18 protein-coding genes are annotated in these 21,868 nt (G+C 44.0%); 14 read left to right on the plus strand and 4 right to left on the minus strand.

The window, feature by feature from the left end; all coding sequences use genetic code 11:
• Nucleotides 1–102 precede the first annotated feature (102 nt).
• Together BO18_RS31690 and BO18_RS31695 are read left to right on the plus strand one after the other, a co-directional pair.
• Nucleotides 103–2,604 (plus strand): DUF342 domain-containing protein, encoded by a 2,502-nt coding sequence (locus tag BO18_RS31690; protein ID WP_034453012.1) that lies wholly within the window; start codon nt 103–105, stop codon nt 2,602–2,604.
• Nucleotides 2,605–2,629: 25 nt separating this feature from the next.
• The gene (locus BO18_RS31695) at nt 2,630–3,616 is read left to right on the plus strand and encodes an RluA family pseudouridine synthase (RefSeq protein WP_066738546.1); all 987 of its coding nucleotides are present in this window, start codon (nt 2,630–2,632) and stop codon (nt 3,614–3,616) included.
• Here the strand turns inward: BO18_RS31695 and BO18_RS31700 are convergent.
• Nucleotides 3,600–4,925, minus strand: coding sequence for a DNA polymerase Y family protein (locus BO18_RS31700; protein WP_051689373.1), 1,326 nt, complete (start codon nt 4,923–4,925; stop codon nt 3,600–3,602). The two genes, BO18_RS31695 and BO18_RS31700, sit on opposite strands and share 17 nt — an antisense overlap.
• Before the next feature lie 198 nt (nt 4,926–5,123).
• On the opposite strand from BO18_RS31700, the gene BO18_RS31705 reads away from it, so the two are divergent.
• The 3 genes from BO18_RS31705 to BO18_RS33920 all read left to right on the plus strand — a co-directional run bounded on the left by BO18_RS31705 (nt 5,124) and on the right by BO18_RS33920 (nt 8,235).
• Complete coding sequence (locus tag BO18_RS31705; protein ID WP_051689374.1) at nt 5,124–5,687, plus strand: CAP domain-containing protein; 564 nt, start codon at nt 5,124–5,126, stop codon at nt 5,685–5,687.
• Between the two features lie 123 nt (nt 5,688–5,810).
• Nucleotides 5,811–5,981, plus strand: a complete 171-nt coding sequence (locus BO18_RS35330) for a hypothetical protein (protein ID WP_022769030.1) — start codon at nt 5,811–5,813, stop codon at nt 5,979–5,981.
• A gap of 103 nt (nt 5,982–6,084) precedes the next feature.
• On the plus strand, nt 6,085–8,235 hold the full coding sequence (locus tag BO18_RS33920; RefSeq protein ID WP_051689375.1) for an HD domain-containing phosphohydrolase: 2,151 nt from the start codon (nt 6,085–6,087) through the stop codon (nt 8,233–8,235).
• 54 nt (nt 8,236–8,289) lie between these two features.
• Here BO18_RS33920 and BO18_RS31715 read toward each other — a convergent pair whose 3' ends face one another.
• The 3 genes from BO18_RS31715 to BO18_RS31725 form a co-directional block, all read right to left on the minus strand.
• Nucleotides 8,290–8,733, minus strand: a complete 444-nt coding sequence (locus BO18_RS31715; protein WP_034453014.1) for an aspartate carbamoyltransferase regulatory subunit — start codon at nt 8,731–8,733, stop codon at nt 8,290–8,292.
• 20 nt (nt 8,734–8,753) lie between these two features.
• Complete coding sequence (pyrB, locus tag BO18_RS31720) at nt 8,754–9,674, minus strand: aspartate carbamoyltransferase (protein WP_185752657.1); 921 nt, start codon at nt 9,672–9,674, stop codon at nt 8,754–8,756.
• Nucleotides 9,675–9,749: 75 nt separating this feature from the next.
• On the minus strand, nt 9,750–10,760 hold the full coding sequence (locus BO18_RS31725) for a DUF5050 domain-containing protein (RefSeq protein ID WP_034453016.1): 1,011 nt from the start codon (nt 10,758–10,760) through the stop codon (nt 9,750–9,752).
• A 101-nt stretch (nt 10,761–10,861) separates the two neighbouring features.
• Here BO18_RS31725 and pheA point away from each other — a divergent pair, with 101 nt between their 5' ends.
• The 9 genes from pheA (at nt 10,862) to BO18_RS31770 (ending at nt 21,831) form a co-directional block, all read left to right on the plus strand.
• Complete coding sequence (gene pheA / locus BO18_RS31730) at nt 10,862–11,989, plus strand: prephenate dehydratase (RefSeq protein WP_034453018.1); 1,128 nt, start codon at nt 10,862–10,864, stop codon at nt 11,987–11,989.
• A 78-nt stretch (nt 11,990–12,067) separates the two neighbouring features.
• The gene (locus BO18_RS31735) at nt 12,068–13,615 is read left to right on the plus strand and encodes a Ppx/GppA phosphatase family protein (RefSeq protein WP_034453019.1); all 1,548 of its coding nucleotides are present in this window, start codon (nt 12,068–12,070) and stop codon (nt 13,613–13,615) included.
• A 7-nt stretch (nt 13,616–13,622) separates the two neighbouring features.
• Nucleotides 13,623–15,773, plus strand: coding sequence for an RNA degradosome polyphosphate kinase (locus BO18_RS31740; protein ID WP_034453143.1), 2,151 nt, complete (start codon nt 13,623–13,625; stop codon nt 15,771–15,773).
• Between the two features lie 15 nt (nt 15,774–15,788).
• Complete coding sequence (locus BO18_RS31745) at nt 15,789–16,373, plus strand: Maf family protein (protein WP_034453021.1); 585 nt, start codon at nt 15,789–15,791, stop codon at nt 16,371–16,373.
• Between the two features lie 17 nt (nt 16,374–16,390).
• Nucleotides 16,391–16,645, plus strand: coding sequence for a hypothetical protein (locus BO18_RS31750; RefSeq protein WP_034453023.1), 255 nt, complete (start codon nt 16,391–16,393; stop codon nt 16,643–16,645).
• Between the two features lies 1 nt (nt 16,646).
• Nucleotides 16,647–17,459 carry a Cof-type HAD-IIB family hydrolase gene (locus BO18_RS31755; RefSeq protein ID WP_034453025.1) on the plus strand — a complete coding sequence of 271 codons (813 nt, stop codon included), beginning with the start codon at nt 16,647–16,649 and terminating at the stop codon, nt 17,457–17,459.
• A gap of 71 nt (nt 17,460–17,530) precedes the next feature.
• Nucleotides 17,531–18,133 (plus strand): bifunctional phosphoserine phosphatase/homoserine phosphotransferase ThrH, encoded by a 603-nt coding sequence (gene thrH / locus BO18_RS31760; RefSeq protein ID WP_034453028.1) that lies wholly within the window; start codon nt 17,531–17,533, stop codon nt 18,131–18,133.
• Between the two features lie 25 nt (nt 18,134–18,158).
• Nucleotides 18,159–20,051 carry an EAL domain-containing protein gene (locus BO18_RS31765; protein WP_034453029.1) on the plus strand — a complete coding sequence of 631 codons (1,893 nt, stop codon included), beginning with the start codon at nt 18,159–18,161 and terminating at the stop codon, nt 20,049–20,051.
• A 139-nt stretch (nt 20,052–20,190) separates the two neighbouring features.
• Entirely contained in the window at nt 20,191–21,831 is a 1,641-nt protein-coding gene (locus BO18_RS31770) for an ABC-F family ATP-binding cassette domain-containing protein (RefSeq protein ID WP_034453030.1), read from the plus strand.
• Nucleotides 21,832–21,868 lie beyond the last annotated feature (37 nt).

The following is a 21,868-nucleotide window of genomic DNA, read 5'->3' on the forward strand; positions in this document are numbered from 1 at the left end:
CAACCGTTCTCCTGCCGCTTTTTTTATGAAATTTTTATCCATAGACCGTCTATATTTTTATATAATTATTAGTATCTAGCATTATGTCTTTGGGAGAAGTCTATGATAGCTAAATCTATGGATACTAAGCCTAATATCACTACATATGCCGGTTTGGATTCTTTTGACGGGGACACTCTGGAGAAGGAACTGGCTCTTTTCAAAAAGAGAGGCTTCAATACAGAAAAGCTTAAACAATTCAACTACAATGCCCTTCAGCTATCAGAAATAAGAAAGGGCCTTGAAGATGATGTTGATGTAAATAAATTCCTTGACCCTAAGCTTTCATGGCTTGAGATGGAGGAGATAAGGCTTGAACTTGTACAGGGCATTGACATGTCTTCCTACAGGGAGCAGGGATTTGACAGCCAGCAGATCTATCAGATCCGCAAGGGAATTGCCTCCGGTATTGACGTGTCTGTTTATGCCAAGAAAGAATTTCTTCCTGCACAGATGAAGCAGATCCGTAGGGGGCTTACTGTATCTGAAGATTTTCCAATAATCTTTTATCTTGACCCGGCCTTTGATAGCCTTCAGATGAGGGAGATCCGAAAGGGGCTGGAAGCCGAGGTTGATGTTTCTACCTATGCTCATGTGGATATTCCATTCATGAAGATGAGGGTCATCAGGGAAAGCGCTGAGGATGGCCTTGTTTTTAGTGAGGAAAAGGTAAAGAAATATGGTGCCGGAATACTTAATCAGTTACATCTGGCTTTTAAGGAAAATATCGATCTTTCAGGTTACATCACAAATGGTTTTGATGCTGACCAGCTGGAAGAAATAAGGATTGCTCTTAATGAGAAGCTTCCCATCAACAAATTCATAAGCCTGGATATGCGTGGAGATGCTATAAGGGAAGTCCGTTACGGTTTAGAGCATGGAATTGCCGTGGAGCAGTATGCCCATGCCCAGTATAACTGGCAACAGATGCAGGAGATGCGTCTTGGGCTTGAACATCAGATAGATGTTTCTTCTTTCAGTAGTCCTCTTTACTGGGCTGACCAGATGAAGGAGATCAGGATTGGTCTTGAAGAAGGTCTTGATACAAGTGTCTATTCCTCCATGATGTATACTGCCAGGGACATGAGACGTATGCGTCAGAATCTTCTTCTTGGTGTATATGATGAAGATGAAGGCGATGATGGTCTGGCTATGGAGATCAGTGACTCCAAGTCTCAGAAACTTCTTGTGAAAATGCTTGATCACAAGGACGACTATCTGTCTTTTACCCATGGGAAAATGCTATGCTGGCTTACCCTGCCTGAAAATGAAAATCTGAAGGGGCTTAATGAGGAGGTATTATACGGCTTCCTTTTCAGAAATAAGATCAGAACCGGTATAGACCAGACTATGCTCCGTCGGATCGCAGCAGATCCTAAGCCCGGTGAAAAGTACCTGGTGGCTGCAGGAGTTGATGCGGTGGATGGACAGGATGGATATTATGAATATTTCTTTTCCGGCGCAGCAGGCGGAGGCATTTCAGAGACCGAGGACGGAGAGCTTGATATTTCAAGGATAGACGAGTTTATGATGGTCAACATTGGTGATGTTGTGGCCAAATACCACAGATCCACCAAAGGAAAAGATGGCTGTGATGTCTTTGGTAAGGTGGTTGTTGCAAAGAAGGGAAAAGAGATACCGGTCCTTCAAGGTGAGGGCTTCATGGTTCTCAATGACAGGGTGTCCTATGTGGCAAAATACAAAGGCATTCTGAAGATTGAAGATGGAAAGATCTTTATCAGGAAAATGATGATCATGCCTGAGGTCAGGATCACAGATAAGATCGTAAGGTATGAGGGTACTGTCATTGTTAAGGGAGATGTCTTTTCCGGATCAGAGATTCGTGCTACGGGCGATGTGATCATAAGTGGTCATATGGAGAGCTCTACCATTGTCAGCGGCGGTAATGTAGTGGTTAAAGGCGGAGCAACCTGTCCTGTAAGAGGCGGAATAGACGCAAAAGGAGATGTTTCCGGCAAGTTCTTTGAGGGCGTTTCCATAAATGCAAACAATGTTTATTCCAATTCCTTTGTTAACTGCAATGTTGTTGCAAAGGGCCTGGTAAAGACCTATGGTAATGACGGTGTTATCTATGGCGGCACAATAAAGAGCCTTACCGGGGTGGAATGTGCCACTGTAGGCAGCAAAGGCGGAGCCAAGACCATTGTCAGCGTTGGTTTCATTGATAATGTACTCAGCGACTATCATATAGCAAACAGTGACCTTGCAAGAGATAAAGAGGAACTTAAGATCCTAGAGAAGGAAAGGGAAAAGCTCCAGGATATCGGAACGGTGACCAGAGAGATCCTGCAGTTTAAGATTAAGATAAATGCAGCTATTGGCGTCAAGGAAAAGACGATCAGAGAGGTGGAAGAGAAGATTGCTGCTATGCAGGATACCATTCAAAAGGGCAATCGGGCCAAGGTTTACATTACCCATATGGCCTACAATGGCGTAATCTTCGTTATCTGCGGAGTCATCCACAAGATTGAGAACAGCGATAAGCTGATGATGCCCATGACTGTAAAGGTTGATGCAAAGAGAGAAAACATAGTTATACTGTGAGTGGCTTTATGCTACAATACGTTACATGGAAAACAGTGCTAGAGAACTAATATACATAGTGACTGATAAGGATGGAGACTTGACTGCCAGACAGATAATGGTAGAAAGGCTCCATCTTTCTAGTCGTGAAATAACAAGGTGCAAGCAGTTTGAGGATGGAGTTAAGGCGACTCTGAACGGTAGGAAGCCCTCAGGATTCCCGGCTCATGCAGGAATGGGTGAGGCTTTACCTGATTCAGAAGGCTTTGTTCCCATTATGGTAAAAGAGCTATTGCACCCGGGAGAGGTTTTGAAGGTCAGGGTCTACGAAGATATAGACAACGCCTCTGAAATAGTGCCCTGGGATATTCCTATAGATATCGTCTACGAAGACGAAGATCTTATTCTCATAAACAAGCCCGGGGACATGGTGGTCCATCCCTCCTATGCCCACTACACGGATTCCCTTTCAAATGCCCTTGCAGGATACTATAGGGCTACAGGCCAGGACCACGTCATAAGGACTATCGGCCGTCTGGACCGTGAGACATCAGGGCTTTTAATCTTTGCCAAGAACAGGCACAGCGCAGCAGTTCTTTCAAACCAGAAGGATAACATGTCCAGGAGAAAAGAGTACCTGGCTCTCTGTTCAGGAGTTTTTGATGATCCTGAAGGAACCATTGATGCGCCTATCGGTCAGGAGCCCGGGGTAAGGATGATCCGAAAGGTCATGGAAGAAGGAAAAGAAGCTGTCACACACTATAGGGTGGTGCAGCAGTTTGAAGATTACGCCCTGGTAAGGCTTCACCTTGATACAGGAAGAACCCACCAGATACGTGTTCACATGAAATATATTGGACATCCTCTCTTAGGGGACAATCTTTATGGCGAAGAAATATCGGACAATCATGGAATGAAAAGGGCAGCCCTTCACGCAGCTCACCTGGAGTTTAAGCAGCCTGTCACAGGAAAAGAGCTGTCTTTCGAGGCACAGCTTCCTGAAGACATGAAGGGGCTTACATTCCCTTCTTGATGATATCCTTGCCAAATTCAAGCTGGAGCTTTTCAGTCATGGCGTCCAGCTTTTGTTGTTTTTCACGGCTGGGAAGCGGACGAGATGGGAGCTGACCTTGAACGGGCGAAGCGGTGCTTGAAGCGTTTAGTATTCCGTCGTCGAACAGGTTCAGCTGCTGGTAGGAACCATCATCAAGCTTGGTTACGCCAACGCCCACAAGCCTTATGACTTCGCCCTTTATGAAAAGTCCATTATCTCCAAGAAGGAGCTTGTCGGCCAGCTCCTTGGAGTATCTATATAGCCTTTGCTCATCATCTATTGAGCTTTCAAGCTGCATCTGAGATGAATGCCTTTTGAAATTTCCGGTTTTAACTGATACGGTCACTGTTCGACCAAAGACGTGATCTCTTTTAAGGCGTCTTGAGACGCTGGCGGAGAGAGACTTAAGGACGGGAACTATATCTTTATCATAGCTGTCTGCTGTCAGGTCAGAGTGAAGAGTTGTCTCGTTGGAATAGCTCTTTGCATCCTCGTAGGTTACATTCAGATTGGTACTTCCAATACCATTGGCTGAAGAGAGGATATATGCTGCTGCATTTTCACCAAGGACTGAAGTCAGGAGCATTGGGTCAGCAGTTGCTGCATCGCCTATGGTCTTAATGCCGACGCTAAGAAGCCTTGAGGCAGTAGCCTTTCCGCAGCCAAAGAGGTCTCCGATAGGGAGTGGCCACATCTTACTCTGTATCTCCTCAGGGAAGAGAGTGTGTATCCGGTCGGGTTTTTGGAAATCGCTGGCCATTTTTGCCAGGAGTTTATTAGAGGAGATTCCTACATTGACTGTAAAGCCAAGGGTGTCTCGTACTTCATTTTTGATCTTTTCTGCAAGGCAGATAGGGAAAGGCTTTTCAGGAGTCTCAAGATCCTTGTAAAGCTCTTTTGTCCCGGAAACATCAACAAAGGCTTCATCAATTGAAACCTGCTCAACTAAAGGAGAGTACTTGCAGAGGATATTGATGAAAGCTTCAGAGTAATAGTGATAGGTTACAAAATCTCCCTGAACAAGGACCAGCTGTGGGCATTTCTGAAGTGCCTTTACTACAGGTTCTCCGGTTACTATGCCATACTTTTTGGCAGGGATGGACTTGGCGGTTATAATACCGTGACGCTTTTTGACATCGCCACCAACTGCCGAAGGAATGGTGCGCAGATCTACACTGCCGGGTTCCTCTTTAAGGGCTTTTAAGGCAGACCAGGAGAGGAAGGCAGAGTTGACATCTATGTGGAATATGAAGTTGTCATATTGGTCAAATGTCGGATATAAGCTCATATTATTATCATACACCGAACAAAAGTTTGGTACAATATGAAACAAAAATTCATTTTTGCTGAAAAAATTGAAATTTTTATTATTTTACGATAAATATTGTATTGCATGATGTTGATAAGCCCTTGTTATTAAGCTAAAATTATGTTTAGGGTATGGGTAGTAGGTATGCCCATTTTCAAATGAGGACAGGAGAAAAATATGAAAAAGGTACAGTTTAAAAGAGTATTGGCGGTGGTAATGACAGCAATCATGGTATTCTCCGTTGCAGCCTGTGGTGCATCAACTAATTCAGTTATTGATGACAGTGCTGCTACCAGAGGACTGGAGGAAGGTGCCGGTGAGATCTGGATCGATGACGAGGCAATTGCCCTCGCAGGTTCAGCTGCTTCTTCTCAGGCTGCACTTGATGCCTGCACAGCAGTATTTAATCTCATGAATCAGCAGAGAGCTGCTCAGGGACTTGCACAGCTTGCATGGAGCAACGCTCTTACAAATGCAGCTCAGGTTCGAGCAGGTGAGATCATAGGTACATTCTCACACACAAGACCAAACGGAACAGATTTCTGGACAGTAGATTCCAGCTGTATGTATGGTGAGAACCTTGCAAAGCTCTATCAGTCAGCTGACAGCGTTTACACAGCATGGATGAATTCACCTACACACGCAGCTAACATTATGGATTCCGGCTATAAGACAGTAGGTATCGCAATTGCTCAGGCAGACGACGGAAGTTGGTACTGGGCACAAGAATTTGGATACTAAGACGAGTAAAGTAGAAGCGGTATGAAAACTTGCTTGCAAGTTTTTCATACCGCTTATGTTTTACGACCAAAGTCCATGTGTTATAATAATTACAAATATAATGAACATGGGGAGGTGCTTATTATGTTTGGAAAATCATCAAAAGACATCTACATCAACAATGAGACAAGGCCACTTTCAGTCTCAGGAGCAAACGACAATCCCTACATGCAGGAGATGCTCCGTGGCGAAGAGAAACGCCGTGAGAAGAACCGTGATGATATCCACAACAGGCAGAACGGCTACATCAAGTAATTCAAAAATTTATAGTTTTTAATACACTAAGAAAACACCTCGTAAGAGGTGTTTTTTTCTCATGGATGGAGTACAATTTATATATATCTACGGAGGGGAAGATATGGATGAAATCTTAAGAAAGCAAAAGACAAGACCATCTTATGAGAAGATGGTGGTTGTCATTGGTCTTATTCTTCTAGGGGTTTTTCTAAACTATCTGGGGGCTTACTGTGCAGGTCTTACAGGAATCCCTATTTATCTCGATGTGATAGGAACTATGGTTACATCTATGCTTGGCGGCTATGTGCCTGGCATTATTGTTGGATTGTCAGCACCTTTTATCAATACTATAAGTGGTGCTGATCCGATGGCTGTTTCCTACACAATGCTTAACGTTCTTATTGCCATTATCACGGCCTTTTTCCATGAACAGGGTTATCTTGAAAAAGCACAGGGAGTAATGACTGCCATGATTCTAAACGCCTTTGTGGGCGGAGTTATAGGTGGCATCATCACCTGGTTTATTTATGGTTCTGAGGGAGAAGATACATCTTCTTCGCTGGTTCACGGCCTTATAGTAAATATAGGGATGAAGCCCTTTGCTGCGGAGCTGATAGGTGGATTCTTCGTAGACATTGCGGATAAGGCGGTATGTCTTTTCCTGGCACTGTCCATTGTGTACTTCCTACCGGAAAAAGTAAGGAAGATATTCAAGATCCATGCCTGGAGACAGGCGCCTCTTTCCAGTGAGGTCCTAAAGGATATCAGGAAAAAGAGAAGCAGACAGGCTTCCCTTCGTATCAAGCTGGTTACGCTTCTTACCTGTGCAGCTTTCATTATTGGTGCTTCTGCAATCTACATCTGTTATCTTATGTACTTCAATTCCACAGTTGATCATCAAAAACTCTACGCCATCGGTACAGCTCAGGTGGCTGCAGGAATGGTGGATGGAGACAGGGTGGATGAGTATATGAAGCTGGGTAAGGCCAGTGCAGATTACAGAACTGTTGAGAGCAACCTCAAAAAGATACTGGATTCTTCCAGTTTTAATGAATATGTCTATGTTTATAAGATGATGCCTGATGGCTGTCATGTGGTATTTGATGTGGCAGTTGAGGGCGGCGAAACATCTTCGCCGGGTATGGTTATTGCCTTCGATGAGTCTTTTTCAGAACAGGTACCAGTCCTTCTTGCAGGAGGAAGGATTGACCCCATTGTATCTGACGACACTTACGGATGGCTCCTTACAGTGTATGAACCTATCGTGAACCGGGCTGGAGAGGTTACAGCCTATGCAGGTGTTGATATTTCCATGGATGATCTTAGAGCGGAGTCAAGAAGGTACATTGTAAAGGTCATTTCAGCCTTTGTGGGAGTATTCTCTCTGACACTGGCTATCGGACTTTACTTTGCTGAGTATCATGTGATACTGCCTTTGAATACTATGGCCTATACAGCATCCCTTTTCAGTGAGAACAAGGAACATGCTCTTAAGGAAACAGCTGAGATGTTCCATGAGCTCCATATCATCACGGGAGATGAGACGGAGAATCTTTATAAAGCTTTCTCTGAGATGACTGATGAGAACCTGCAATACCTGATGGATATTCAGAAAAAGAATAAGCTTATAAGCGATATGCAGGATTCACTTATCCTGGTTTTGGCGGATATGGTTGAGAGCAGGGATAAGAATACAGGAGACCATGTAAAGAAGACGGCGGAGTACGCCAAGATAATCATGGACGAGCTGATGAAAGAGAATATCTATACGGACCAGCTTACTGACAAGTTCAGGTCAGATGTTTACAGATCAGCACCACTTCATGACATTGGAAAGATAAGCGTATCAGACGTGATCCTTAACAAGAACGGAAAGCTTACGGATGAGGAATTCGCTTCCATGAAGGGACACACCACAGCCGGTGCGGAGATTCTTGACAGGGTAATGTCTACAGTTCCGGGTTCTGATGAAGGGTACCTTAACGAAGCAAGGACCATGGCTTTGTACCATCACGAGAAATGGGATGGCAAGGGCTATCCCAATGGCCTTTCCGGATTTGATATTCCGTTATCTGCCAGGATAATGGCTGTGGCAGACGTATTTGACGCCCTTGTATCCGACAGAAGCTATAAAAAAGGCTTCTCCTTCGAGAAGTCCATCGATATCATAAAGGAAAGCTCAGGAACTCACTTTGATCCACTTATCGCCCAGGCCTTCTTAAACGCCCAGGACGAAGCAAGAAAGATCATGGAGAAGCACTACAGCAACTGATAAAGAAAGGGGACGGTGAGAACCGCCCCCCTTTGCTTTATATGTGGGAATTTATTACAGAAGGCTTGCATCGCCTTCGGAGTATTTTTCGTCGCAGTATCTGCAGCGGTAGATCTCGTTCTTTTCATCGGCGAGATAGAAGATCTGAGGCAGTTCCTGCTCGATGGAAGAGATGCAGCGGGGGTTGTGGCACTTGATAACTCCGGTGATCTCTTTTGGAAGAACCAGAGATCTCTTTTCAATAATCTCTCCGGCCTTGATTACGTTTACAGTGATGTTGTGGTCGATGTAGGCAAGGACGTCCAGGTCAAGACTGTCGATGTCACATTCAATCTTAAGGATATCTTTCTTGCCCATGGCCTTGCTCTTGGCGTTTTTGATGATGGCAACGGTGGAATCCAGCTTATCTAGGCCCAGGTGTCTGTAGATCTGCATGCTCTTGCCGGCTTTTATATGATCAAGAACGAATCCTTCTTCTATTTTTCCAATATTTAACATATTCTAAATCCTCCCAAATCTTATTCAATTCCAAGAAGTGTCAGTATAAGTGCCATCCTCACGTAGAGACCGTATTGTACCTGCTTGAAGTAGGCTGCTCTTGGATCGTCATCAATTTCAACTGAGATCTCATTTACTCTTGGAAGAGGGTGGAGGATAAACATCTTTTCTTTTGCAAAGGCCATCTTTTCCTTGTCCAGGATGTAGAAATTACGAAGTCTTATGTAATCTTCTTCGTTAAAGAATCTTTCCTTCTGAACTCTGGTCATGTAGAGGAAATCCAGCTGAGGCATAACTTCTTCAAGTTTGATGACTTCTTCGTAAGGAATGTTCTTCTGGCGAAGCATCTCTGTAATGTAGTCCGGAACCTTCAGCTCCTTTGGGGAGATGAAGATAAAGCGTATGCCTTCGTAGCGGCTTAAAGCATTTATCAGAGAGTGTACGGTTCTGCCAAACTTAAGATCTCCGCAAAGACCGATGGTAAAGTCTGAGAGCTTGCCGTACAGTGATCTTATGGTCAAAAGATCTGTGAGCGTCTGGGTAGGATGCTGGTGACCACCATCGCCTGCGTTTATTACAGGTATTGATGACCTGGATGCAGCTACCATCGGAGCACCTTCCTTGGGATGTCTCATGGCGCAGATGTCTGCGAAGCAGGAGATAACCCTTATGGTATCTGCAACGCTTTCTCCCTTGGCTGCAGAAGAGTTTGAGGCATCTGCAAAGCCCATGCACTTCCCGCCGAGACGTAGCATGGCTGTTTCAAAGGAGAGCCTTGTTCTTGTACTTGGTTCATAGAAGCAGGTTGCAAGGATCTTGCTGTCACACTTGTGGGCGTAACCGGGCATATCCCTTTCAATTTCTCCTGCCAGATCAAAGAGTGTTTCAAGTTCCTCCACAGAAAAGTCCAGTGGATTCATCATGTGTCTTAAGTTGTTCATAAATTCCCCCGTTCCTTTTATTATTATATTTAACTTAAGCGCGTACCCTCGAAAAGAGAATACGCGCTTATTATGCTACTTAACTTTAACTGAGAAAGGTGAAGCTGTTGCTGAAAGGTCAATTGGAATATGGTAGTAAATATCATCATTGCCAAATTCCTTGAAGTAAATATATTTACTGGTGACATTGATGCTGTTAACAACGCCGCCATGGACAATGATCTTGTCTGAACCGTCAAGATTACATCTGCGAAGAGATGGTGATTCTGCATTTGAAAATGCGTAGTAGATGTAATTCCTGTCAAGGGTGAAGCAGTCAACTCTGTCAGAGGTTACCAGCTGCTGTTCGCCGGTGGAGAGATTGGTCCTCCAGATGCTGTAGTTGGAATCTCCATTGAGATAATAGAGATAACCGTCCTGTACAACAGGGTAGAAGTAGTGACCGGTAATAGCTGTGCTCTGCATGTCGCCACCTCTGGTGTTAAGAACGTGAATGTCGTGGTCGTTATTTACGCCTGTGTAATAGATATAACCGTTGTCGTAGCAGAATGGAGAAATAAGCTCCTCGGCAACCAATTGGTCATCAGTCTTGTTACACTTGATCTTGTGAAGAGAGCCACCATTGGTAAGGATCTGATAGTAAAGATACTCGCCGCACAGCTGAACCTGTCCACAAAAATCACGGATAAGACAGGTCTGATCCTGTCCATTTGTCTTGCAGCGGTAAAGACCAAACTGATTGGTTGCTGCACCAAATCCTGATATCTTTGAAGATTTTTTGGTGGAATCCATGTAGAAATAGAGGAATCCGTCTGCACCGCTAATGTACTTTGCGCCCATGCTGGTGAGGCGCTTTGGCTTGGATTCATCAAGATTCATGGAATAGAGACAGTAGTCATCGGAGGCATTTGCGAAGTAAACCTTGCCGTCCATTTCAAAGAAAAGTCCTCCGTTCTGGAGGTTTCCGGAGGTGTTGCCGGTGTTAGAAGGGTCCATTTTAACACGCTTGCTAAAGAGATAAAGCGTCATTACACCTGCAACGGCAAGAAGTATAAGTAGGAAAATCACTGCAGCTTTCTTGTTCATAGCACGTCCTCCTTAAGCCATTATATCCCTTGTCTGTTCTTGCTATCAAGAAGTAATTGATTTAAAATTTTATCTAAGAATTGTTAGGGAGAGATGGACAGATGGATTTAAAGGAACTCAGAGTGCAGATTGATGAAATCGATTCTCAGCTTGTAAAGCTTTTTGAGGACAGGATGGAGGTTTCGGCAAAGATTGCCGATTATAAGATTTCCACCGGTAAAAAAGTATTCGACAGACAGAGGGAGAAGGAGAAGATTGAGGCAGTCAAAAGCCTTACCCATTCTGAGTTTAACAGTATAGGAGTGGAAGAGCTCTTTTCCCAGCTCATGTCTATGAGCAGAAAACTCCAGTATGCAAAGCTGGCAAGTCAGGGGGCATCCCTTCGTCTTCCCTTTATACAGATAGATAGCCTTGATAAGGGTAATTGCAGAGTATGCTACCAGGGAGCTGAGGGGGCTTATTCTGAGCTTGCCACCAAGAAGTTCTTTGGAGATGATGTGAACTGCTTCCATGTGGACAGCTTCCGTGATGCCTTTGGTGCATTGGAAGATGGCAGCGCTGACTACGCAGTTCTTCCAATTGAGAATTCCACTGCAGGAATAGTAAGTGAGATATATGATCTGCTGACAGAGTATGAGAATTACATAGTAGGTGAGCAGATAATTGAGATAAGGCACTGCCTATTGGGGCTTCCTGGAGCACAGATTTCAGATATCAAGACAGTTTATTCCCACCCACAGTCTTTGATGCAGTCAGCAAGGTTCCTTGCAGACCACAGCTCCATTAAACAGGTGAGCATGAAGAACAATGCATTTGCTGCCAGGAAGGTGGCTGATGATAAGGATAAGACCCAGGGCGCCATTGCAAGTGCCAATGCGGCTGATGTTTATGGCCTTGAGATCCTTCAGGAGGGCATAAACCAGGCGGAGTCCAATTCCACCAGATTTATTGTGGTTACCAATCAGAAGGTATACCTTAAGGATGCTAAAAAGATAAGCCTCTGTCTTGAAATTCCACACGAGGCCGGATCCTTGTACCACATCATGTCCCATTTTATTTACAACAACCTGAACATGACCAAGATCGAGTCCCGACCCATCGAAGACCGGAATTGGGAGTATAGATTTTTCATAGACTTCGACGGAAACCTGGAGGATAGCGCTGTTAAAAACGCCCTTCGTGGTCTTCGCGAAGAAGCTAAATTGATGAAAATTCTTGGAAATTACTAAGATATATCTACAATGCAGCCCACAGACAATCAAGAGCATATACTCGGATTGTCTGGGGGCGGACACGGAGAACAACCTATGAATGGAGAAGTTTTCGCAGCAATTGACCTTGGCTCATATGAGATGGCTCTTAAGATCTTCGAACTCTCGGAAAAGAACGGGGTTCGGGAGCTTGATCACGTCCGTCATCGTATGGACCTGGGAAGTGAGACCTATGCTTCGGGCCAGATCAGTACCGGGCATGTGGAGGAAATGATAAGAATACTTTCTGAGTTCAGGCAGATCATGAAGAGCTATGGCGCCACCCACTATAAGGCCTATGGTACCAGCGCTGTCCGTGAGACCAGAGATTTTATCATTCTTCAGGAACTCATAAGACAAAGAACCCATCTCCAGATAGATGTTCTTAGTAACTCCGAGCAAAGGTTTTTGGATTACAAGTCCATCGCTCTTAAGAATGAGCAGTTCCAGGAGATCATCAAAAAGCCTACAGCCATTATTGATATCGGCGGTGGAAGTATTCAGATATCTCTTTTCGAAAAGGATGCTCTGGTGGCTACCCAGAACCTTAAGACCGGAGTCCTTCGTCTCCATGCCATCATGAATACTGTACAGGCTACAAGGTTCAAGTATTTTGAACTTATTTCCGAGCTTGTAAATACACAGCTGGCTGTCTTTTCCAAAATGTACTTAAATGACAGGAAGATAGAGAACCTTATCATCATTGACGACTATGTGGCTCCGGTCCTTAGAAGGATCAAGAATGAGCCGGGCAAGGTTGGCTATGCTTCAAGTGCTGAGTACAGGGGATTTTTGGAGAATGCCTCCGACAGGAATACCATGGAGGTGGCAAAGCGCTTCAACATTCCTGAGGAGAATATTCCGCTTCTTTATGTGTCGGCAATACTTATAAAGTGTATCCTTGAGATTACCAAGGCTGAGTATCTGTGGGCTCCCGGCGTTACACTCTGTGATGGCATAGCCTATGAGTATGCTGAGAAAAAGAACTTTATCAAGACGCCACACGACTTCGAACAGGATATTGTTTCCTGCGCAAAGAATATCTCCAAGCGTTATATGGGCTCCAAGAGCAGACGCGAGACTTTGTGGCAGATAGCTTCGACTATCTTTGATAACACTAAAAAGATACATGGACTGTCCAAAAGAGACAGACTTCTTTTACAGGTTGCAACCATGCTCCATGACTGCGGTAAATACATCAGTATGGTCAATCTGGGTGATTGTTCCTACAACATCATCATGTCCACGGAGATCATAGGTCTTTCCCACAAGGAGAGAATGATCGTGGCAAATGTGGTAAGGTACAATCACGAGGAGTTTGATCACTTTGGAAGTGGAAGTCCCTATATCGAGGGCCTTTCCTATGAGGAGTACCTGAAGGTGGCTAAGCTTACAGCCATTCTTCGCGTCACCAACGGACTGGACAGAACCCATAAGCAGAAGTTTAAGGATGTCAAAGTTACCCTGAAAGACCATGAAATGATAATCAACATTGATACCAGAGCTGACATCACTTTGGAAAAAGGTCTTTTCAACAACAGGGCAAGCTTCTTTGAGGAAGTATTCGGAATCAAACCAATAATCAGACAAAAGAGGATCATGTGAGGTGAATATGGCAAAGACTAAATCTGGAGTAGATTACGAGGATCCAAAGCTATATATAAACAGAGAGCTGAGCTGGCTTCAGTTCAACGAAAGGGTATTGTCTGAGGCAGAGGATGATTCCAATCCTTTGTTTGAAAGGCTCAAGTTCCTTAGCATCACAGCCAGCAACCTGGATGAGTTTTTCATGGTAAGGGTTGCTTCCCTTAAGGACATGATAAATGCAGGCTATAAGAAGCTGGACATAGCTGGAATGACTGCTACGGAGCAGCTGACTGAGGTACTTCGTGAGGTTCACAGATTTGTGGACAAGCAGTATGAGATATACAACACTCAGCTTATTCCCATGCTTCAGGAAAAGGGGCTTGTGATCTCTGATGGGAGCGATCTGAGCAAAAAAGATCAGGTTTATGTGGACAGGTATTTTGACGACTTTGTATATCCTGTTCTGACTCCCATGGCTGTTGACTCCTCAAGACCTTTCCCTCTTATCAGGAACAAGACTCTTAACATCGGAGCCCTTCTCAAGAAGAAAGAGGGCAAGGATGACGTGGACTTTGCAACGGTTCAGGTTCCGGACGTGCTTCCAAGGATCATTGAGATTCCCTGTGAGAATAACGGGATATGTCCTCGAAAGATCATGCTTTTAGAGGATCTTATAAAAAGAAATATGAGCAAGCTCTTTTTGAACTACGATGTTCTACAGAGTGCGCCCTACAGAGTTGGAAGAAACGCCGATCTGTCCATTGATGAGGATGAGGCTGAGGATCTGTTAAAAGAGATTGAGAAGCAGATCAAGCTTCGTCAGTGGGGACAGGCCATAAGACTTGAGGTTCCTGCTGGAATAGATAAAAAGCTCTTAAAGATAATTGCAGGTGATCTTGGAGTTGAAAGCAATGAGATCTACAGCATTCATGGACCTTTGGATCTTACATATCTCATGAAAATGTTCAAGCTTGAGGGCTTTGACGACGAGAAGGAACATGGTTATCTGCCTCCTCAGCCGGTGCCTGAGTTTGATACAGGAGAGAACATTTTTGATGTTATCTCAAAAGGGGATGTGCTGATGCACCACCCATATCAGACCTTCGAGAACGTAGTAAGGTTTGTTGAGATGGCAGCTGTTGATCCTGACGTTCTGGCAATCAAGCAGACCCTCTACAGAGTAAGTGGTAATTCACCTATCATTGCAGCCCTTGCGAAGGCTGCAGGCAACGGCAAACAGGTTACAGTTCTGGTTGAGCTGAAGGCCAGATTCGATGAGGAGAACAACATCGTCTGGGCGAAGATGCTTGAGAAAGCCGGCTGTCATGTTATCTATGGTCTGGTAGGTCTTAAGACTCACTGTAAGATAACTCTTGTTGTAAGAAGAGAAGAGGATGGAATCAAGAGATACGTTCATCTTGGAACCGGTAACTACAATGACGCCACAGCAAAGCTATATACGGATGTAGGTCTTTTCACCTGTGCCCCTGGCATTGGCGAAGATGCTACTGCTGTGTTCAACATGCTCTCAGGATACTCTGAGCCTCTTGGCTGGAACAAGCTGTCTCTTGCGCCTCTCTGGCTTAAGGACAGGATCCTTGAACTGATAAAGAGAGAGGAAGAACATGCCAGGGCAGGAGAGCCTGCAAGGATCGTGGCAAAGATGAATGCCATCTGTCACAAGGATGTCATTGCGGCTCTTTACAAAGCCAGCAGCGCAGGAGTTAAGGTCAATCTTATAGTAAGAGGTATTTGCTGCTTAAGGACAGGAATCCCCGGAGTATCCGAGAATATCACCGTAAGGTCCATAGTGGGCAATTACCTTGAGCACTCCAGGATATTCTATTTTGAAAATGGCGGAAGCCCTGAATTTTTCGCAAGCAGTGCCGACTGGATGCCAAGAAACCTTGAGCGAAGGGTTGAGATTCTTTTCCCTATTGAGGATGAAAAGCTTAAGGCAAAGATTTGGCATATCCTGGATATGGAGTTGAAGGATACAGTCAAGGCCCATGAAATGAACGATAAGGGCATTTACGTTAAAAGAAATACTAAAGACATCAAGGCTGAAGATAGGATCAACTCCCAGAAGGTATTTGGTGAGGAGGCTCTTGTGTCTTTGAAAAAGCCGGAAGGATTAAGCAGGGTATTTGTTCCTGAGAAAAATCCTAAGGCGTGATAGTTGGAGGAACTGATGAAATACATTTTGGCTTCCGGGTCACCAAGAAGGAAGGAGCTTCTTTCAAAGGTTGTCCCGGAATTTGACATCATCCCGGCAGTATCTGAAGAGAACTGTGATAAGGATGAACCATCTGAAATTGTGGAGGAGCTTTCTTTTCAGAAAGCCTCCGAAATATTTCATAAAAATTTAACGGAAAGTCGTGAAGGATTTGTTGTAATAGGCGCAGACACCGTTGTATCATATAATCATAGAGTTCTTGGAAAACCTTCCGGAACCCGCGAAGCCTTTGAAATGGTTAAGATGCTCCAGGGTCAGACCCACAGCGTTTTTACCGGTGTAACGTTATTTTTTGCGGATAATAACGAAATAAAGCATGTGACCTTCAGTGAGTGTACCAAGGTCCATGTGGCAAAGATGACAGATGAAGAGATACAGGATTATGTAGACAGTGGTGAGCCACTGGACAAGGCTGGAGCCTACGGGATCCAGGGCTTGTTTGGCAGATACATAACCGGTATCGACGGCGATTATTACAATGTGGTTGGACTTCCGGTGGCAAGGCTTTATCAGGAACTTAAAAAGAACGAACTAATTTGACCAGGTGGAGGTTTTTTATGCACGAATATGACGAAGCAGTTCTTAGATGTTTTCTTGAGAATCAGGGGCAGTTATTCCCTGAGGACGTAGCCAGCAATATGGAGGAAGCTGAGGCCTTTTTAGAGGACAGCATGGCTGTAGTCGTGGATGGAGTAGAGGAAGTCGAGGAATACTTTGAGGAGTCGGGGGTAGACACCGAGGGCGGAAATGTCCTTGATGCAGATGAGGTTTTTGATATCGGAGACGGCAGATACCTCATTGTTGAAGGATGAAATGAGTAAGAAAATTTTTTTCTTTGATCTTGATGGGACTCTCCTTAACAGGGAAAAGCGCATTACTGAAAAGACATTGGAGGCTCTTGAAAAGTTCACAGAAGCCGGTAATTACTTCTGTATAAATACAGGAAGAGCTATTGATAGTGCAAAAGCAGTATACAATGGGCTTGGACTGGATTTTAAGGGGAGTTTTTTATGCGGTTCCAACGGAACCGAGATTTACAGTGTTGATGAGGGGCGGTATTTGTATAAGACGGGAGTGCCTTTGGAGCTGGTTCCAAAGATACTGGATCTATCCGAAGAGTTCGGCGTTCATTGTCACACCTACAACGAAGGAAATATAGTATCCAGGCATAATGGCGAGTGCATGGATTATTACAGAAGGGTGATCAAGACACCTCTTATAGTCACAAGAGATGTTTTGGAATATGTAAAAGAGCCACCATCCAAGATGATAGCCATTGAGCTCCATGACCATGAAAAGCAGGAGAGATTCAGGCTGGCGCTTAAGGATATGGTGGGAGATAAGCTTACACTTCTTTATTCGAACGCTTATTACATGGAGATATTCCCATCCGAAGCCGGAAAGGGAAGTGCAGTAAAGAGGCTTGCAGACATTCTGGGAGTGGACGTTAAGGACACCTATGCTGCAGGAGATGAGCAAAACGATATCTCCATGCTTGAGGCTGCCGGAACAGGGATAGCAATGTTAAATGGAACGGACCTTGTCAAGGAAAGTGCCGATTTGATCACCACTTTGGACAATGACCACGACGGACTGGCAGAATTTATTCTTGGCGTAATAGATTAATGGTTGTCTCTATCACGTTAATGTGTTAAACTGCAACAAGACATAGACTACAAATGTGAGGAGAACGGATTATGAACATAGTTTGCTTAGACCTTGAGGGTGTACTGGTACCGGAGATCTGGATTGCTTTTTCAAAGGAGAGCGGAATTCCGGAGCTTAAAAGAACCACCAGAGATGAACCTGATTATGACAAGCTCATGAAATGGAGACTTGGAATACTTAAGGAACATGGCCTCGGGTTAAAAGAGATACAGGAGACCATTGGAAAGATTGATCCACTTCCTGGAGCAAAAGAGTTTTTGGATGAACTTAGAAAGCTCACTCAGGTAATAATCATAAGCGATACCTTTACACAGTTTGCTACTCCTCTTATGGAGAAACTGGGATGGCCCACTATTTTCTGCAACACCTTAGAGGTAGCAGAAAACGGCGAGATAACAGGCTTTAAGATGAGATGCGAGCAGTCCAAGCTCACAACCGTAAAGGCCCTCCAGTCCATCGGATATGAGACCATAGCAAGCGGAGATTCATATAACGACCTTGCAATGATACTTGCCTCAAAGGAAGGATTTCTTTTCCGCTCTACAGAGCAGATAAAGAAAGATTATCCTGATCTTCCGGCTTTTGAGGAATATAACGACCTTCTTGATGCGATCAAAAAATCACTTAACTGATAAGCACTAAGTTGAGAGGAGTATTATGTGGGATTATAGCTTTGCTGTACCGAGCATGTTTATAATATCCATAATTCTCGTGTTCTATTTTTCTTTGCCACGACTTTCTCTAAGGGTGAACAGGACTTTCCTGGACATCCTTGTTGTAGAAAGTATGGTCATTTTTCTTGATGTGGTTTCCAGCTGGGCTGATGAGCATTACGCTGAAACATCGAATTCGGTTCTTTATATCCTGAACGGCTTATATTTTGTGTTCTTCTTTGCAAGAGCATACGTCTTTTTTGCATTCACTGCCACTGTATTCAGGCTGGACCCGGGTAAAAGACCTGTGACGACCAGTTTACTTCGTCTGCCCTGTGTCGTTGCAGCTGTGATCGCAATGTCCTGCCCATGGACAGGGCTTATCTACAGCATTCAGGAGGATGGCTATCATTCAGGAGCGTTTTACGATCTTGTTTATTACATCTTCTTCCTTTATCTTGCTTTTTCCTTTTTTATCATTTTTGCATATCGGAAAAACCTGGACAGAAGACGACACAGGTACAGTATCTTTTTGGCAAATGCTGTTCTTCTTTTGGGTTTAATTGTCAGAAGAATGTATCCGACGCTTCTTTTGATGGATACCTTCTGTATCATGGCTGTTATCATTATGTACCTTGCGTTCCAGAATCCCGAGTTTTATCTGGAGCTTCGAGGCTCGGTATTTAACAGCACAGCCTTCCGTGATTACATCGATGAGAATAATGGTAAACTCCATGACAAAGCAGTGGGAATGGTGGTTCACAACTATCATGAGATGAGGGATATCTACGGCGGACGTCAGATAGACAAAGGTATATCTCTTATCTCCGATTATCTACTGCAGAACTTTGAAGGATGTAAGATCTTTTACTACCGCAAAGGAAGGTTCATTATCCTTGGAGACGGTACTATGTCATTCCATGATGTTATCAGCACGTTGAGTAAGAGGTTTAATGAACCCTGGACAGCGGATGACCTGGAGCTCTATCTGGATGTGAGCTTTGTATCCGTTGAGATCACTGACAAGGTGGAGTCGGCGGATGCGCTCTTAAATTCCATGATAATAGCCATGGATAAGGCTGATAAGCTGGATAGCAGAGAGCCTGTCATTATCTCTGATAATGAAATGGAGAATAATAAAAAGGAAAACATCTTAAAGAGACTACTTGTAAAGGTTGTGGATGAAGACAAGGTTGAAGTATTCCTACAGCCGATAGTAAGAGCTGATAACGGACAGATTGTAGGAGCAGAGGCTCTTTCCAGGATCAGGGATGACGATGGAAAGCTGATTCCTCCTGTGGCCTTTATTCATATCGCTGAGAAAAATGGACGTATCAATAAGCTGGGAGAGCAAGTTTTTGAAAAGGCCTGCAGATTCATTAAAGAGAATGACCTTGAAAAAATCGGTGTTCACTGGATAAATGTCAATCTGTCGCCCATGCAGTTTATGAAGGCGGATCTGGCTGAGAGATATGACTCAATCTTACAAAAGTATGGTATCAGCCCGGAGAAGATCAGGCTTGAGATCACTGAAGAGTCCATGATAGATGACGGTTTCCTTAGAAAACAGATCCATTCCATGCAAAAGAAGGGCTTTAAGTTTGTCCTTGATGACTACGGAACAGGTTATTCCAACATAACAAGATTAAAGAAATGTCCTTTTATTAACGTGAAGCTTGATATGAGTCTTGTATGGGATTACTTCAATGAGCCTGATGAAATTCTTCCAAGCATGGTACAGGCCTTTAAACACATGAATTTCACTGTGACAGCCGAAGGCATCGAAGATGAGAGAATGGCAAAGGCCATGAGGGAAACAGGCTGTGATTACTTCCAGGGTTATTACTATTCAAAGCCGTTGCCTTTAGATGAATTTTTGAAGAAATACAATACGTGAATAAATCCTTTAGCCGGTGTCCACAGGTCACCGGCATTTTTTGACATTATTAATGAAGGTTGCTTTTTATAACTAATTCTCATATAATACAGACTGTTGTTAGAAGTAGATTTTTAGTAGAAGATTTGAGGTTTTTTTAATGATCAGTGCAAATAATGTAACACTTAGAGTTGGTAAGAAAGCTCTTTTTGAAGATGTAAACATCAAGTTCACGGAAGGTAACTGCTATGGAATCATCGGTGCAAACGGTGCCGGAAAATCCACCTTCCTTAAGATACTGTCAGGGCAGATCGAGACCACAAACGGAGATATTGCTATTACTCCCGGCGAGCGTCTCTCATTCCTGGAGCAGGATCACTTTAAATATGACGAAAACGAGGTCCTTGATACTGTTATGGGTGGTAATGCCCGTCTTCTTGAGGTTATGAAGGAGAAGGATGCCATCTATGCCAAAGAGGATTTTACAGACGAGGATGGAATCAGAGCCAGTGAACTTGAGGCTGAGTTTGCTGAGATGAACGGATGGGAAGCTGAGTCTGACGCAGAGAGCCTTCTTAACGGCCTTGGAATTGAGACTGAGTATCACCATAAGCTCATGAAGGAACTTGATGGTAATCAGAAAGTAAAGGTTCTTCTTGCAAGAGCTCTTTTCGGAAATCCCGATATCCTGCTTCTTGATGAGCCTACCAACCATCTTGATCTTGATGCTATCGCATGGCTTGAGGAGTTCCTTATCAATTATGATAACATCGTGATCGTTGTGTCCCATGACAGATATTTCCTTAATAAGGTCTGCACATATATCGCTGATATCGACTATGGCAAGATCCAGCTCTATGCCGGTAACTATGACTTCTGGTATGAGTCTTCCCAGCTGATGATCCGTCAGATGAAGGAAGCCAACAAGAAGAAGGAAGAGCAGATAAAAGAGCTGAAGGAGTTCATTGCAAGGTTCTCCGCAAACGCTAGTAAGTCCAAGCAGGCTACTTCCAGAAAGCGTGCTCTTGAAAAGATCGAGCTTGATACTATCAAGCCTTCAAGCAGAAAGTATCCTTACATCGACTTCAGACCTGAAAGAGAGATCGGTAACGAGGTCCTTACAGTTGATGGAATCTCCAAGACAATCAATGGAGAGAAGGTTCTTGATAATATTTCTTTTGTTGTTCAGCATGATGACAAGATTGCCTTCGTTGGAGGAAATGAGCTGGCTAAGACAACTCTTTTCCAGATCCTTATGGGTGAGATGGAGCCAGATGAGGGAACCTATAAGTGGGGCGTAACTACTTCCCAGGCATATTTCCCTAAGGACAATACAAAGGAATTTGACAACGATTACAACATTACAGAATGGCTCACAGGTTATTCTGAGATCAAGGATTCCACTTATGTAAGAGGATTCCTTGGACGTATGCTCTTTGCAGGTGAGGACGGCGTCAAGAAGGTTAAGGTTCTTTCCGGAGGAGAGAAGGTTAGATGTCTTCTTTCAAAGATGATGATCTCCGGTGCTAACTGCCTTATCTTTGATGAGCCTACAAACCACCTTGATATGGAGTCAATTTCCGCTCTTAACGACGGAATGATCAAGTTCCCAGGAGTTGAGCTTTTTGCCTGCCGTGACCACCAGGTTGTACAGACAACAGCAAACAGGATCATGGAGATCCTTCCTGATGGAACCTTAGTGGATAAGAGATCCACTTATGATGAGTACCTTGAAAATGACGAGATGGCTAGAAAACGTACAGTTTACAATACAGCCATTGAAGAGGAAGAAGACGACTGATTACAGTTCGTTTCTAATAGTGATGATTTAAAAGGAG

It is taken from the genome of Butyrivibrio sp. AE2032 (assembly GCF_000702965.1).